The sequence below is a fragment of the Aerococcus sp. HMSC062A02 genome (assembly GCF_001809535.1).
Classification (GTDB): Bacteria; Bacillota; Bacilli; order Lactobacillales; family Aerococcaceae; genus Aerococcus.
This window is the reverse complement of sequence record NZ_KV797907.1, coordinates 45,191-60,203: the sequence shown is the minus strand read 5'-3', so window position 1 is coordinate 60,203 and position 15,013 is coordinate 45,191. Positions and strand designations below refer to the sequence as shown.

Here is a 15,013-nt window from a genome sequence, read left to right as displayed (position 1 = left end):
GACCGGCTAAAGCCGCTCTTATCCGCTTTTCCTCCAGTCATCCCTTTCTAGACGCCTTTGCTCACACCCTGTTCTAGTCGGGGTCGCAAAAGCAGACTTGAAGTGATTTCAGCTCACCGAAACGACTGACTACCGTCAGCCTTTTTCGATGAGCCTCCAATCATTCAAGTCTAAGCGCTCTTGCTCTCACCCTTTATTTATAAATGGATTTGATTTCGAGGTAGTCTTGGACACCGTAGCGGCCGTTTTCGCGTCCGATTCCGGATTGTTTGTAGCCGCCATATGGAGCCTTGTTGCTCTTGCCGGATTTGTTAATGTAGACAGAGCCGGTCCGGATCTTGCGGGCAACTGCGATGGCTTCTTCATCGCTTGGGCCAACTACAGCACCGGATAGACCGTATTCTGTATCATTAGCAATTTCAATGGCTTCTTCTAAGCTGTCATAAGGGATGACACAGAGAACTGGGCCGAAGATTTCTTCTTGAGCAATCACCATCTTGTTATCCACATCGGTAAAGACAGTTGGTTCAACATAGTGGCCTTCACGGTCGATTTTACCACCGCCGACAAGTACGCGGGCACCTTCTTCTTTACCCTTTTGAATATAGGATTCAACGGTTTCTTTTTGACGTTCGGAAACAACTGGACCTACCACTGTATCAGGATCTGTCGGATCACCGATTACGACATTCTTTTCATAGTAGTTTAAAATACTTTGATTAGCCGCTTCCAATTCCTCGCGAGGAACCAAGAGACGAGTCAAGGCTGAGCAAGTTTGCCCACAGTTATTGACTACAGTATCCATGGATTTCTTCACAGCATAGTCCAAGTCGCCACCTGGCATATAAATCAATGGAGATTTCCCACCGAGTTCTAGGATTAACTTTTTAATGGTAAAGCTGGCATGTTGGTAGAGGTGGCGGCCCACTTCTGTTGACCCGGTAAAGGAAATGACATCAACATCCTTGTGTTCAGTTAGCACGTCGCCGACTTGACTCCCTTGGCCTGTCACTAAGTTAAAGACGCCCTTAGGTAAGCCAGCTTCCTCACAAATTTCAGCTAAGAGGACAGCGGTAATTGGGGTATCGGTCGCAGGTTTTACAACCACTGTATTACCCGCAATGAGGGCTGGTCCAATCTTACGTTCAATCTGGGTTAATGGGAAGTTCCATGGCGTCACACAAGCTACTACACCGAAGCCTTCCTTAACCACTTGCGTCCCATCAATATCTTCTTCGAAATGAACATTTTCTAAGTCATCGAACATGTCATCCATTTCTTTGATTGGTTGTTGGACATGCTTAGAGCGAGCGAGGCTGATCGGTGCGCCCAATTCTTGGACGATAATATCAGCAATTTCATCTTGGCGATCAACAATACCGTCACGCACTTTTTTCAATAAAGCAGTCCGTTCTTCTACACTGGTTTCATTCCATGCTGGGAAGGCTGCTTTTGCCGCTGCAACCGCAGCATTCATATCATCGGCAGTCCCCCGAGGAACACGCCCCACGATTTCACCATTGGCTGGATTCTTTACTTCCATCCATTCATTGGATGAGGCATTACGCCATTCACCATCAATATAAAATTGGTAATCTGTCATGTCAATATCACTTCTTTCTGATTTTAATGAGAATACGCTAAGCTTTTGCTCCATTTAGCTTAGGGTTATCTCATTGTAACACAATTTAGCCGAAATTATCGACTTATTGCTTATATCTTTCCTATAAATTACCGGTCGCCGTTGTAAATACTTGGTACCACCACATAGTCAACGGTACGCAGGGCCCCCAAGTCGCGTCCTCCTGCATAGGAAATAGAGCTCTGCAAGTCTTCTTCCATCTCCTTCAAGGTAGAGAAGAGGCTGCCCCGGCTCTCAATTAAAATTCGCTTGCCTTCCACGTTTTTGTAGATGCCTTTTTGGAATTGACTAGCTGAACCGAAGTATTCCTTATAGGTGACACCATCTTCTTCAACTTGTTCACCAGGCGATTCCTCATGAGCAGCTAGAAGTGATCCTACCATCACCATGCTGGCCCCAAAGCGAATACTCTTCGCTAAGTCGCCATTGGTCCGAATTCCCCCGTCAGCAATGATCGGCTTGCGGGCGGCTTTAGCACAGAGGCGAACAGCAGCTAACTGCCAACCAGCGGTCCCAAAACCAGTCTTAATCTTGGTAATACATACCCGACCAGGGCCAACTCCCACCTTAGTCGCATCGGCACCGGCGTTTTCTAAATCGCGAACAGCTTCTGGTGTGGCAATATTCCCCGCAATCACAAAAGTATCGGGTAATTCTTCCTTAATAAAGCGGATCATATCGATCACCGTTTGTGAATGCCCATGGGCAATATCAATGGTAATATAATCCACTGCCTGCCCTGAAGCCTTCACTTCACGGATAAAGTCGCGCTCCTCATCTTTAACTCCCACACTAATGGAAGCATAGAGACCTTTTTCATTCATCATTTTGATGAAATCGAGGCGTTTTTCGGGTTGGAAACGGTGCATAATGTAGAAGTATCCCTTCTCAGCTAATTGGATAGCGAGCGCTTCGTCAATCACCGTCTGCATATTGGCTGGTACCATCGGAATCTTAAAGCGATGTTTACCAAATTCAACACTTGTATCGCATTCGCGACGGCTTTTCACAATACATTTAGCGGGAATTAATTGAACCTGTTCGTAATCAAAAGTTTGCACGATTTTCACCTTTCTGCTTGGCTATTCATTATAATTGTCCGCCGAATATTTTACTCTATATTAGCCACAAAAGCAAAGTTTTCCTTAAAACAATCTCATTTTTTCTTCCGACGACTGGGCGGTGGGTTGAGCAAAACTTGCCATTTCAAGCCCTGGCGAATCTCTTGTTTACTTGGACGCCGCTTAGGGTCTGAGTCTCTCTTCGGATTGATCCTCGGAAGATCGACAGCAGCCTGGTCCTGGTCCGCCAAAAGAGCTCGGGCATGGTCATCCAAGTAAGCCTTAAAGTCTTCATGATCTTCATGGAAACGGTCAACTGCATCATCAATCGCTTCGTTGGTCGTATCTGAAGTCATTGGCGCCAAGTCTAGATCTTGGTCCAGGTCATAGGCACCCGCCTTTTCTTCCTGGCCTTCCTCTAATTCAATGGGGGTGTGTGCTTCCTCTTCGCCAACAGTCTCTTCACTTGTTTCAGCTGCTTCCTGACTAGGGCCCAGTGCCTGGATTAGAGCTTTAATGAGACGGTAAATAACATAAGCCAGTAAGACCCACGCCCACATTAGTCGTCACCTGCTGGGCTTTCCTCTTCCCCAAAGGACTGACGCATCTTCGTGTCAGCTTGGAGATTTTCTAATTGATAATGGTCCATCACCCCTAAACGGCCTGAACGCAAGGCTTCAGCCAGGGCAAGAGGCACCTGAGACTGGGCTTCAACGACTTTGGCACGCATTTCCTGGGTCTTGGCGATATTTTCTTGTTCATTGGCCACAGCCATCGCCCGTCTTTCTTCAGCCTTGGCTTGGGCAATCCGCTTGTCAGCTTCTGCTTGTTCGGCTTGCAGTTTCGCTCCGATATTGCGTCCAACATCAACGTCAGCGATATCAATGGAGAGAATTTCATAGGCAGTTCCTGAGTCCAGACCCTTGCGCAGGATGGTTTGTGAGATAGAGTCAGGGTTTTCGAGGACGATGGTATGGGTCTTAGATGAGCCGACTGTCGTCACAATCCCTTCACCAACCCGGGCAATGATGGTTGATTCGCCTGCCCCGCCGACTAAGCGTTCAATATTGGCACGCACCGTTACCTTGGCCTTGGCGCGAACTTCGATCCCATCCATGGCGACCCCAGCAATCACGGGTGTTTCAATGACTTTCGGATTAACCGAAACTTGGACAGCTTCAAAGACATCACGGCCTGCTAGGTCAATGGCAGCTGCCTGTTCGAATTCCAAGTCAATCATGGCGCGTTGGGCTGCAATCAGGGCATCCACCACCATGTTAATATCCCCACCTGCCAAGTAATGAGCTTCCAGGTCGTTGAGGTCCAAGTCAAGCCCCGCCTTAGTCGCCTTAATCAGGGGTTTGATAATACGAGACGGATTCACCCGGCGCAAACGCATGCCCACTAAGTCCCCTAAACCTACCTTAACTCCTGAGAAATGAGCCGTTACCCAAAGGCCCACAGGCACAAAGATAAAGAATAGGATAAGCAAGATAAAGGCTAAAAATACTAGAAAAGCTGCTAACCACACATTAGTCATGATCGATTCTCCTCACTTTCACATCTTTTGTCCGAACTGCAATAATTTCAACGGCTTGGCCACGGTCAACGAAATCTTGCTCACTGATCGCTTCAAGTACCTGTCCGTCCGAGACCCGCACCTTACCAACCGGTCTCAAAGGGGCGACTACCTCAGCCTGCTGGCCCAATAAATCTTCTTGGTCTCCTCCTTTGCCTTGAGAGCCTGGCCGGTCTTCTAAGACAAGTGCTTGAGCTTGGGGACTACTAAGGACCAGGCGGATCATCAAAACAGCAGTCACTAGGCCCAAATAAAGAGCAGCCAAAATTTCAAAGCCTAAAGTGTCGAGGGACAAGCGCTGCTGGAAGAGTTCAAAAGCCAGCATCCCCAGACCTATCAGCCCTAAGATTCCTAAAGAAGGTAAAAAGGCTTCAAAAATCACTAAGGCTAAGCCTAGGGCCAGGACACCGATAAAGGCATAATGGCCCGGGCCCCAGAGATAGAGCGCGATTAAAGCAAAAACTAAACTTAAGGCACTTGCTCCCAACCGGTACTTACCTTGAAAGCCATAGACCAAGCAAAGAACAGAAATGATAAAGATGATAAGCGCCATCTTAAGACCTCCCTCCACCTAACTTCCATTGACGGTTACCTTCTGATACGAGTATACAATACTTGCCAAGTTTCCTGCAATTCACAAACTGACTTATAAGTTCGCCCATACAAAAAAGAGCTGGTCAAAGACCAACTCTCTAAATTTGTATGGGGTGCCTCCATAGCTAAAGTACTGATTTTGCACACTCTACTGCCGGCGCAATTCTTCGGCAAATTGGTTGATTTTGCGGAGGCGGTGGTTGACGCCAGACTTGGAAACCGGGCCGCTCTCCAAGGTCTCACCCAGCTCCTTCAAGCTGGCCCCTGGGTGTTTCAAGCGTGCCTCTGCAATCTCCCGCAATTTGACCGGCAATTCCCCTAAGCCGACTCGGGCTTCGATATAATTAATATTTTCAATTTGCTTACCGGCAGCAGTGACCGTCTTATTCAAATTAGCGCTCTCACAGTTCACAATCCGGTTGATGGAATTGCGCATATCCCGCATCACCCGGACATCTTCAAAGCGGAGGATAGCCTGGGTGGCACCCAGTAAGGCTAAGAAGTCAGAAATTTTTTCCGCTTCCTTAAGATAGGTAATATAGCCGCTCCGCCGTTCAATCTGCCGGGCATTGAGATCATAGGCGTTCATAAGCTCGATAATGTCTTGGTTGTGGGACTGGTGGATGGAATAAATTTCCAGATGATAACTCGACGTCTCTGGATTATTCACCGATCCTGCCGCTAGAAAAGCGCCCCGTAGATAGGCCTTGGCCAATTTGGGATCCGCTTTAATCGCTTGGGGAACCTGGGGGATAATCATTAAGCGGTCTAGGATCTCCATATCAGACAAGATAGCCTGGGCTTCTTGATGGATACGCACAATATAGACATTGTTCTTCTTTAATTTCATCTTCCGGCGCACAATAATCTCGCCAGTTACCTGGTAGGTTTTCTTAAAAAGACTATATATCCGCCGGGCAATGGCCGCATTCTCTGTCTGAACATTTAAGACCAGACCTTGACTCAATAAGTTAATCGAGCCATTCATCCTGACCAGGGCAGAAAGTTCTGCCTGGGCCTCAGCAACACTCACTTCAATCCGGGTTAATTCTTTTTTGACATCTGCAGCAAATGAACTCACGACTGGTATTCCTCTCTACTCGAAACCTTTGTCCGCTTCATAAAGACGTAAGATCGTTTCGACAAGTTTATCTTGATCATGATACACGCCTGTCTCTCTGAGGTCAAGGAAATCAGCTGCAACTATTTGGGCTTCCTCTTGGAGAATCCCTGCCCGGTCTCTTTCCACCTGGACCAAATACTCTGGGGTGAGTTCAGATTCCATGTATTCATAGGGAACCGGGGCCTTGTTGATTAAGGCATAATCAATTCGCTTAGCCTGGAGGTGGTCATTGATCACCCGGACATGGTCCGCATCAGAAAAGTGCTCCGTCTCCCCTAACTGCGTCATAATGTTACAAATATAGACGACCTTAGCTGGGCTTTCTAGAACTGCCTGGCGGATATCTTCAATCACTAAATTAGGAAGGATCGAGGTATAGAGAGAGCCCGGGCCTAAAACAATCAGGTCCGCCTCGCGAATGGCCGAGACCACTTGACGGCCTGCTTGGGGTTCCCGGTCCTGGCAGGGACTGCCTGGCATACAGTGGACACTTACCCGGTCAATTGGCCGGCGCTGGCCAACAATTTCCGTTTCGCCATCGATCGTCTGGCCATCGCTGTAGTGGGCCCGTAAGACAAGCGGCTCTTCAGCTGCCGGGAGTACCCGCCCCTTGACCTTCATCATGGCCGATAAAAGACGGAGGGAGCTAAAGACATCCCCGCGCATCTCGGCTAGGGCAGCAATAATCAGGTTCCCAATCGCATGTCCTGAAAACTCCTGGTCTTCTGGTGCAAAGCGGTATTGGAAAATATCCTTATAGATTTGTTCGACTTCTGATAAGGCCACAATACAATTTCGAATATCACCTGGTGGAATGGTATTGAGGGAGGTCCGGATACTGCCGCTACTTCCCCCATTATCAGAGACTGTAACCACTGCCGTAATCTCACAATTGGCCTGTTTGAGACCGGATAGGAGGATGGGGAGGCCTGTCCCCCCTCCAATGACAGTAATTTTTAGCTTATCGTTCTTGGCTTGGTTAAGCAAGTCGCGGTTAATCATGAATGCTTCACCGCCGCCTGACTCTTACTGGCATCCCGGTGGGAAACATGGACATTGTAGCCCAACGCTTTGATATGGTCTCCAATGCGCTCGGTCAAAGCGACAGACCGGTGCTGGCCTCCCGTACAGCCAATGGCAATCGTCACACTGCTCTTTCCTTCTGCTTCGTAGAGTGGCAGAGTGAAGTCGATCATATCTGTAAATTTATCAAAGAAGGTCTGGGTATCGGACTGGGCCATGACATAATCATAAACCGGTGCATCCTGACCCGTCAGCGGTCTGAGATCTGTCTGGTAATAAGGATTGGGTAGGAATCGGACATCCATGACAATATCTGAATCGATCGGAATTCCATATTTGAAGCCAAAGGACATCACTTCTACCGTAAAAATGGCATCATCTCCGCTATGGAATTCACGTATTAAGGTTGCCCGCAACTCCCTCGGTGACAAGGACGAGGTGTCGATTACTAAATGAGAGTTTTCCTTAACGGCAGCTAATTGCTCGCGTTCACGCTGGATACCGTTTAAAACCGTACCGTCTTGTTGGAGCGGGTGGCTGCGACGAGATTCCTTATAACGCGATACCAACTTGCTGTCGCTAGCCTCCAGGAAAATAATTTGTAATTTCATAAAATCTTTATGGTCCATATTCGTGAGGACTTGGTTGAGTTCGGTAAAGAAATCACGCGAACGCAGGTCAATCACTAGGCAAACCTTACTGATCGTATTCGAACCTTGCAAGAGGTCCCAAAAAGAAGTCAAGAGGGATGGGGGCAGGTTATCGACACAGAAGTATCCCATATCTTCAAAGGATTGCAAGGCGACCGTCTTGCCGGCCCCGCTCATCCCTGTAATTATCACAAGTTTAATATTATTTTTGGTCATTCGATCACTCCTATAAAAAGATGGGACTTTCCAGGTCTTTGACCTAGCTTGGATTCAACTTTTATGCTGTAAATTCTTTCATCGCTGCTTCATATTGGTCGAGAGCTTTTTGAGCAGCTAATTCATTCTCTGCTTCTACGCCAATATAAAACTTAATCTTGGGCTCAGTCCCACTTGGGCGAACAGCAATCCAGGTCCCATCTTCAAGTTCATACTTTAAGACATTTGATGGAGCTTGGTCTAAACTTTCCTGCTTGCCATCCGCATAAGTCTTGGTCTGGTCGGCAAAATCAGAAGTTGCTTTAACTTGAACCCCCGCAATTTCTTTGAGGGGTTCTTCTCTTAAGCCCTTCATCAATTGCTCAATCTTAGCGGCACCTGCCTGTCCAGGTAGTTTAACAGAAATGGTCTTTTCTTTAAAGTAACCATACTCCTGGAAGATTTCTTGCAGGCCATCATAAGGCGTCTTGCCTTGTTTCTTATAATAGGCGGTCATTTCTGATATTAGAAAAATAGCTTGCACGGCATCCTTATCGCGGACAAAGGGCTTAACCAGGTAGCCATAGCTCTCTTCGAAACCAAAGAGGAAGGTCTTGCTTTGGCCTTTTTGATATTGTTTGATCTTATCCGCAATCCACTTAAAGCCAGTCAGGGTATTAACAGTCTCAACCCCGTAAGCCGCTGCGATCTTAGCTGGCAAGTCAGAAGAAACAATCGATTTCAAAATCACGCCATTAGCGGGCAGATCATTCGCTTCCTTCTTGGCTTGGAGAATGTAGTGGGTCATGAGTGCCCCAATCTGATTCCCGGTTAAGATTTGGTACTTGCCATTAGGTAGGCGGACAGCGCCCCCCATCCGGTCAGCATCGGGGTCGGTTGCTAGCAGAATATCGGCTGCTTCTGCTTCCCCGTACTTGATAGCATATTCAAAGGCTGCCGCATCCTCAGGGTTAGGATCTGGCGCATAGGTGAAGTCAGGGTCCGGATTCTTCTGTTCGTCCACAAAGACAACTGACTCGAAACCGGCGTGGTCTAGAGCCCGTGAAACAGGCATCTGGCCGGTCCCATGCAGGGGCGTGTAAACGATGGTCACTTGGTCGCCCATTTCTTTAACCAGGTCTTGGTCAATGGTCACTTCCGCTACCCGGGCCAAGTATTTCTGGTCCAGCTCTTCTCCAATAATGGTTAAGAGATCAGTCGACTTCAGCTCTTCTTGAGACAAGCTAGGGATCGTTAGGAGGTCAACCCCTTCCGTGTGGGCCACCAGGGCATCGGCATCTTCAGGCGTCATCTGGCCGCCATCCGCGCCATAGACCTTGTAGCCGTTATATTCAGCGGTATTATGACTGGCAGTAATCATAATCCCCGCAAAGGTCTCCAGTTCACGCACGGTGAATGAAAGCTCTGGGGTTGGACGCAGGGATTCATAAACATAAGTTGGAATACCATGCTTGGCCAAGACCGCTGCTGACTCATAGGCAAAGCGCTGGCTATCGTGACGGCCATCATAGGCAATCGCCACCCCAGCTTCCTTGGCCTCGGTCCCATAGTCTTCCATTAAGCGGGCCAGGCCTTCTGTAGATAGGCGAACAGTATAGATGTTCAAGCGATTAATTCCTGGGCCCATGAGTCCGCGCATACCTGCTGTCCCAAAAGCAATTCGTTGGTAGAAGGCATCTTCTAAAGCTTCGGGATCTTCTTTTAAAGTGTCTAATTCTTCTCTTAGAGTTGGATCGAGGTCTTCAAAGTCGTCCCAGTGTTTAAAATTTTCTTGCCAAGTCATGATTAACACTCCTCATCATATTCTTTTCCTATATTATAGCAAATTTTACCCGTAAAGGCTTTTAATCTTATCCTAATTTTCAAAAGATGTAAGCCCTTAACAAAAATCAGTCTCTTTTACGGTAGCTATTAGCCTAAGCAAATAAAAACATAGTCAAAAGCCTAGTTACTTAGGCTCTTGACCATGCTTAATCAGGATTTTTTAAACTTCTTCGTCGTGGTAACCGTAACCGTAGTAGGAGTTGATCGCATCCCCTACGGCCCCATTATAGATGGCACCGAGGACATTGGCATTGACGGCATCGAGGAGCTCTTTGGACTTTTGGACATTACGAATCTGGGAGACATTCTCCCGCAATACGAAGATGACATTATCGACCCGTGATGCCATGATCTGGGCATCGGTCACCAAGAGGATCGGTGGCGTATCAATAATCACCAAGTCAAAGAGCTGCTCCAGTTCATCAATGATATCTGCCATCCGCTGGGAACTCAGGAGTTCGGCAGGGTTTGGCGGCTTAGGACCAGCCGGCAAGACATAGAGATTAGCCTCAGGGACATATTGGACATAATTCATGGTCTTCAGCTCTCTTTGGGTCAGCAAACTGGTCAGGCCAGAAGGTTCATCCACATCAAAAGTCTTATGAATCGTAGGCTTACGCAGGTCACAGTCCACAATGCAGACCCGTAAGTTCAGGTCGGCCATTACCGTTGCAATATTGGCTACAATGGTCGACTTCCCTTCCCAAGCTCCCGAGGATGTAAACATAATGGATTTGAATTTCTGTTCTTCCATGGCGAATTGAATATTGGTCCGAATAGTCCGAAACTGTTCCGAGACAATATCATTAGGGCGTTGGAGGGTAATCAAGCTGGAACCTTGGCGCTGTTCCCGGTTCTTTTTGACGATTTCTTTTTGTTTGAAACGAGAAAACATTCTTAACACCTCCTAGATGCGACGTTTATTGTCATCATAGTTAGCTGACCGGCCCTTCCGTTTGAAGCGGGTTTCCCGCACTTCAGTCTGGCTCATTTCGGGTAGGACCCCAATTAAATGCCAACCCATCTCGCTGACAATCTCTTCGCTGCGGACTGTCTTATCGCGGTAGGCCTGCCAGAGGGCCCAAAGCGAGGCGAGAAGGAAGGCTAGCCCACCACCGATCAAGATATCCCAAACGGGTTTAGGACGGATTTTTTTCGTATGGGTTTTAGCATCAGCTACTTGCTTGACCTGGCTATTGGGATAGATTTCATTCACCTGCTTGCCGAAGCTTGAGGCAATCTGGTTGGCTAAGTTGGAAGCCGTGTAGGGCGAATGGTCGACCACTGCAATTTGTAGCACGAGGGACTCCTCATTGGTCGTCACACGCACCCGATCACGCAGAGCCTGGTAGGACAAGTCCTCCTCCGCTCCTTGAGCGACCGGTTCCAGAACCGCTGGTGTTACGATAATTTCCTTATAAGTATCTGTCAGTGTCTTAGCCTGATCAGCTAGGGGCGCAGTCGTTTGTTCCTCCGTATTTTGGTGGACAATCACTTGGGCAGTCCCTTCATACTTGGGCTCAAGAACGAGGAAGGAGATAAGGCTGGCCAGGATCATCCCGATAACCGTTGCCATAATGATAAAGGCCAGCTTATTTTTCATAATTTTTAGAATCTCGGTTAGAGGTTTGCGCTGTTTCTTCGCCATAAGAACCACCTTTCTTCTTACTTTTGGCGCTTGAAGAAGTCAAAAAATGTCCGTTTCTTCTTCAACTGATAATGGGTCACCATGGGATCGCCATTCAATAAACTAATGGCATTTTGTTTTAAATCAAAGCTAAAACTTTCACCATATTTTTCTTCTAAGTATTGGTAAACGCTAGCCAAACTGTCCCCTCGCCAGGAATCGCTAGCACAGAAAGCCCCTGAGGCAATCACATGGAGATAGCGGCGCTCAACTAGGTCCCAGGCCAAACGGTAAGCGGGAGCTGGGCTGGAGGGGAGCAAGGAAGTCGCTGAAGCTTGAATACTGCACCCCTGCTCACAAATATCATAGAGGAGCTGAGGGTTTTTTTGAAAGCAGGCTTGCTTTTCAGGTTGGCTAATAATGGGCCGAATATTATGGGCAAGCAAGCTGAAGAGAACTTCCTGGGTACAGGCGGGCAAATCTTGGTCGGGAAAACGAATGAATAAATAGCGTTGGTTGAGGTCTGCGAAAGAAACTTTACCCGCCAAGACATCATCAGCTAAGCTTGCTTCTAACAAGGCTTCGTGCCCTGGATAAAGAAGGAGGGGCAAGCCTCTGCGGTCGAGCGCCTCCTGGTAGGCCTCAGCGACAGCTTCTAATTTAGCGAGCGGCGCGGTGGTCGTATCGTGCTGGTAGGGAGCTAGCGACAAGACATGGCTAGTGCCTGCTTGTAAGATTTGATTGACCCTGGGTAAGGTATCTTCAAAACGCAGGCCTTCCTCCACTTCCGGAAGAATATGGGTATGAACATCAACAAGCACACGCATCAACTCCTCTCAGTCACTCGGCTACTGGGAGAAATCTTCACAAGCAAGCAAACGGCTCTCCCCATCATAGCTTAATTTCATATCGATATACTGGTCGCTTTCAAATAATTTCTTAAGGAAAATCCGATCCCCTTCCCAGAGTTCTAAATCGGGAATCTGGTCGCGCTTAACCCATTCCAAGTCCCCTTCATAGGTCTGGATCACTTGCCGAGAAGCCAAGCGACCAGTATAGAGGAAGATGTAGAGGGGAGCATCATCCGCAAAGAAAAAAGTGATCACGCCCCGGGCCTGGGCTTCTAGAAGCTCTTGACCCGTTTCTTCCTTCACTTCTCTTTGGGCACATTCTAAAGGGCTCTCACCCCATTCGAACTTACCGCCTACACCTAACCATTTATTATGGTTGATATCATTAGCTTTCTTAGTTCGATGGAGCATAAGGACCTCATCGCCATCAATCAGATAAACTAAACTCGTTAATTGCAAGTCCTGCCTCCTCTTCTTTAATTGGCTTGGTAGCGGCGGGGTAAATTAGGAACGGCAATCACGCCATAAGCATCCCGACCTGCATGGATACCAATTACTGGGGTTAGATAAGTCTTTTCCACCTTAATATGGGGATAGGCAGCTGTAAAAGCTTGCTCTAGGGCTGCCACCCCTTCTGGATTGAGGGCATCCAAAACGATCAGCCGCTCCACCCCATCAGGATAGTCCTGGATCCGCTTCTCGATTTCATCAACAATTGTCGCATAAACACGTTTACGCGACCGCACCTTAGCAAAAACTTCTACCTTGCTATGGACCTCTAGCACAGGGAAGATATTCAATATTTTCCCAATGAGGGCCGAAGCATTACCAGCTCGCCCTCCCTTAACCAGGTAAGACAAGTCTTCAAAGCAACATAAAAGTGCTGTCTGATCAACCATTTTTTCCAGGTGGTCAAGGATCTCTGCTTCACTAGCCCCGGCTTCTTGAAGCCGTATCGTATGGTCAAGCAGGGCTTCAATAGCTAGAGAAATCGACTTAGAATCAATCACATGGACTCTTAAGCGATCATCATACTCGTGCATGACTGAATAGGCGGTTTGATAGGTCCCACTCAAGTCCGCAGACAAGAAAAAACCGTAAACTGCTTCATAGCCTTCCGCCACTAAGTCGTCCATAATATCGTAGAACTGCTGGGGTTGGGGCTGGGAAGTCGTCGGAATCTCTTCTTCTTTGGGTAAGTCTTCGTAGAAACGCTGTAGGGCTTCGGGGTCGGTCGTGTCACGCAAGCTATTGCCATTCGCATAATGAATCGATAGGTAAACTTGATAGACATCGGGATGGTCTTGGTAAGCTTCCGGTAAGGACGCTGTACTGTCAATAATATAAGCTGTTTTCATATCTAACCTTTCCAAGTTATCGCAAAATAACTTCATTCATAGAGTCTCGCTTGCAAGCAAGCGTATATGTTTATTATAACAAATCTGACCTTTAAATGATATGAAAGCGGCGGGTAAAGCCTCTTCCTAAGTCTAGCACAATCTTGTCTTCATGCCTCCTGATTAATTTTTAAAAATATATAAATACTCACTGAGGCAAGTTTTTTCATTGGCTTTCTTCTTCAATTTCAATACAATTATTGTTTTTATTCTCTTAAAAGAGGGCGCTTACACGAGAGAATGCTCCAAATGCCCGTCATGGCAAGGCTTATGCCTTGAATTTATCATACATAAAGATTAAATTAATGAAAAAGGAGGAATTATTTATGCATAGATTTAATCGTTATCTAGGAGCTGGCGACAAAGAAGCCGGCTACAACCTATCATGGGGAGCGATCTTTGCAGGCGTTGTTACTTTTATCGCCTTAATGATCACCCTCGGCTTTATTGGTAATGCCATTGGCTTCGGGACAGTGAGTCCTAAAGCGAGCGACCCAATGTCAGGCGTTGGAACCGGGGTCTTGATTTGGACCGTTATCCAATTAATCCTTTCGTTCTTAGGGGCTGGCTTTGTTTCTGGGATTACCGCCCGTCGCGTGGGTGTGGTTCACGGTTTCTTAACCTGGGCTGTATCAACCATCGCAACCTTTATTTTACTTTCAGTCGCTACCGTGTCGATCCTGTCATCTGTGGGGACTTTCTTTGGCCAAGTAGCACAGACAGCCGGTCAAAGCCTTGAAAGTGTAACTTCCTCAGCAGCTGATAGCGTCTCCAATGGCGTTAATGCCCTCACTGACCAAATTGATGTGAACCAAAGCGACATCCAAAGCCTAGAAAACGATGTCAACGACGTCCTACGTGATACCAATATTAAAGAGCTTCAACCAGAATACTTGAAGGGGCAGCTCCAAGGGGCAAGTGACGACATCAGCCAAGCTGCTAAAGACTTGGTAACGAATCCTGAGAATTCAGATGCTATCTTTGACCAATTAAGTAATCAATTGCAAGCACGGACAGAAAGCATCACGGAAAACGTGGATGAACAAGCCGTTGCCAATGCCATCGAATCTAACTCTGATTTATCCCAAGCGGAAGCTGAACAAACGACTCAAAATATTGTCGAGGGTTATAACCGTGCAGCAAGCGAAGCCCGTCAACAAATTGACCAAGCTAGCCAAGCGCTTGACCAAACCAAGTCTGAGGCTCAAGACGCGATTGCACAATTACGGAATGAAGCCAACAAAGCTTCTGACACGACTGCTCAAGCTTCAATCTGGGCCTTTGTCGGACTCTTACTTGGTGCCATTCTCTCAGCTCTTGGTGGTTACTTCGGGACAAAATTCGTCACAGAAGAAGCCAATGAAAATCATATCTAGTCTAAACTAGCTATTGCTAGGCAGACAAAAAGCGCCTTTAGCCGGGCGCT

Annotated in this window: 15 protein-coding genes; 1 reads left to right on the top strand and 14 read right to left on the bottom strand. The window is 47.4% G+C overall.

Going from position 1 to position 15,013, the window contains the following annotated elements:
* Positions 1-193: 193 nt before the first annotated feature.
* The 14 genes from HMPREF2626_RS00375 to HMPREF2626_RS00310 all read right to left on the bottom strand — a co-directional run bounded on the left by HMPREF2626_RS00375 (position 194) and on the right by HMPREF2626_RS00310 (position 13,548).
* Positions 194-1,603 carry an aldehyde dehydrogenase family protein gene (locus HMPREF2626_RS00375; protein WP_070616508.1) on the bottom strand — a complete coding sequence of 470 codons (1,410 nt, stop codon included), beginning with the start codon at positions 1,601-1,603 and terminating at the stop codon, positions 194-196.
* Between the two features lie 128 nt (positions 1,604-1,731).
* The gene (locus HMPREF2626_RS00370) at positions 1,732-2,703 is read right to left on the bottom strand and encodes a GMP reductase (RefSeq protein ID WP_067974713.1); all 972 of its coding nucleotides are present in this window, start codon (positions 2,701-2,703) and stop codon (positions 1,732-1,734) included.
* Between the two features lie 95 nt (positions 2,704-2,798).
* Positions 2,799-3,263 carry a hypothetical protein gene (locus HMPREF2626_RS00365; RefSeq protein ID WP_070616506.1) on the bottom strand — a complete coding sequence of 155 codons (465 nt, stop codon included), beginning with the start codon at positions 3,261-3,263 and terminating at the stop codon, positions 2,799-2,801.
* A complete protein-coding gene (gene floA, locus HMPREF2626_RS00360) occupies positions 3,263-4,243 on the bottom strand; it encodes a flotillin-like protein FloA (protein ID WP_067974708.1) in 981 nt (326 codons plus the stop codon). Before floA ends, HMPREF2626_RS00365 begins: the two co-directional genes overlap by 1 nt.
* On the bottom strand, positions 4,236-4,835 hold the full coding sequence (locus tag HMPREF2626_RS00355) for an NfeD family protein (protein WP_070616503.1): 600 nt from the start codon (positions 4,833-4,835) through the stop codon (positions 4,236-4,238). The genes floA and HMPREF2626_RS00355 overlap by 8 nt, the downstream gene beginning before the upstream one ends.
* Positions 4,836-5,024: 189 nt before the next feature.
* Entirely contained in the window at positions 5,025-5,957 is a 933-nt protein-coding gene (gene whiA / locus HMPREF2626_RS00350) for a DNA-binding protein WhiA (protein WP_070616501.1), read from the bottom strand.
* 15 nt (positions 5,958-5,972) lie between these two features.
* The gene (yvcK, locus tag HMPREF2626_RS00345; RefSeq protein WP_070616499.1) at positions 5,973-7,001 is read right to left on the bottom strand and encodes a gluconeogenesis factor YvcK family protein; all 1,029 of its coding nucleotides are present in this window, start codon (positions 6,999-7,001) and stop codon (positions 5,973-5,975) included.
* Positions 6,998-7,888: an RNase adapter RapZ gene (rapZ, locus tag HMPREF2626_RS00340; protein WP_070616497.1), complete on the bottom strand. Its 891-nt coding sequence runs from the start codon at positions 7,886-7,888 to the stop codon at positions 6,998-7,000. Before rapZ ends, yvcK begins: the two co-directional genes overlap by 4 nt.
* A gap of 61 nt (positions 7,889-7,949) precedes the next feature.
* Positions 7,950-9,671 carry a phospho-sugar mutase gene (locus HMPREF2626_RS00335; RefSeq protein WP_070616495.1) on the bottom strand — a complete coding sequence of 574 codons (1,722 nt, stop codon included), beginning with the start codon at positions 9,669-9,671 and terminating at the stop codon, positions 7,950-7,952.
* Between the two features lie 201 nt (positions 9,672-9,872).
* Positions 9,873-10,607 carry a CpsD/CapB family tyrosine-protein kinase gene (locus HMPREF2626_RS00330; protein ID WP_083272439.1) on the bottom strand — a complete coding sequence of 245 codons (735 nt, stop codon included), beginning with the start codon at positions 10,605-10,607 and terminating at the stop codon, positions 9,873-9,875.
* Between the two features lie 12 nt (positions 10,608-10,619).
* Positions 10,620-11,360, bottom strand: coding sequence for a YveK family protein (locus tag HMPREF2626_RS00325; protein WP_070616493.1), 741 nt, complete (start codon positions 11,358-11,360; stop codon positions 10,620-10,622).
* Positions 11,361-11,377: 17 nt separating this feature from the next.
* Complete coding sequence (locus tag HMPREF2626_RS00320; protein WP_070616490.1) at positions 11,378-12,160, bottom strand: CpsB/CapC family capsule biosynthesis tyrosine phosphatase; 783 nt, start codon at positions 12,158-12,160, stop codon at positions 11,378-11,380.
* Between the two features lie 27 nt (positions 12,161-12,187).
* Complete coding sequence (locus HMPREF2626_RS00315; RefSeq protein WP_083294261.1) at positions 12,188-12,649, bottom strand: NUDIX hydrolase; 462 nt, start codon at positions 12,647-12,649, stop codon at positions 12,188-12,190.
* Between the two features lie 17 nt (positions 12,650-12,666).
* Entirely contained in the window at positions 12,667-13,548 is an 882-nt protein-coding gene (locus HMPREF2626_RS00310) for a DegV family protein (protein WP_070616488.1), read from the bottom strand.
* 365 nt (positions 13,549-13,913) lie between these two features.
* Here HMPREF2626_RS00310 and HMPREF2626_RS00305 point away from each other — a divergent pair, with 365 nt between their 5' ends.
* Positions 13,914-14,963, top strand: a complete 1,050-nt coding sequence (locus tag HMPREF2626_RS00305) for a hypothetical protein (protein ID WP_070616486.1) — start codon at positions 13,914-13,916, stop codon at positions 14,961-14,963.
* The last annotated feature ends 50 nt before the right edge of the window (positions 14,964-15,013 follow it).